Origin of the sequence: Mycetohabitans sp. B3 (assembly GCF_021498065.1) — a bacterium.
Taxonomy (GTDB): domain Bacteria; phylum Pseudomonadota; class Gammaproteobacteria; order Burkholderiales; family Burkholderiaceae; genus Mycetohabitans.
In genome coordinates this window covers 1-474 of record NZ_JAHLKN010000151.1, presented here as the reverse complement: position 1 = coordinate 474, position 474 = coordinate 1, and the positions used below count along the sequence as shown (strand labels likewise).

Here is a 474-nt window from a genome sequence, read left to right as displayed (position 1 = left end):
CGCTTGGCGTTGACCGGTGCCAGGCCGGCTCCACTGCATTCACGGCGCAGGACGCCCCAGACGTGCCGGTAGCCATAGCTGGGCAACTCGGCCACCACCAGCCGGATTTTCTCGACCAAAGCACCATCGTCCATCCGTCGCCACCGGCGTCCATCCCGCCACTGTGCCGGACGAGACAGTTTCGTCACCACATTGAAGCGCGCCACGCCGAGAACTTCGCAGACCTGCTTCACTGGTCGTCCTCCGGCAGCCAGGGCGAGCGCGCAATCCACTTTTTTGCTCGCCCGTATTCAACTGCCTCGCGCACAATCTCGTTCTCCATGGTCTTCTTGCCCAGCAGTCGTTGCAGTTCCCGAACCTGCTTGAGTGCGTCGGCCAGTTCCGACGCCGGTATAACCTCCTCACCAGCCTTAACCGCCGACAGGCTCCCGTCCTGATACAGTTTGCGCCAGTGAAATAGCTGGTTCGGATTCA

The 474-nt window shown here is 61.6% G+C and carries 1 pseudogene; it reads right to left on the bottom strand.

The annotated features are described in order from the left end of the window. Positions 1-474: pseudogene (locus tag KQH55_RS16035) on the bottom strand (IS3 family transposase); the annotation flags it as partial.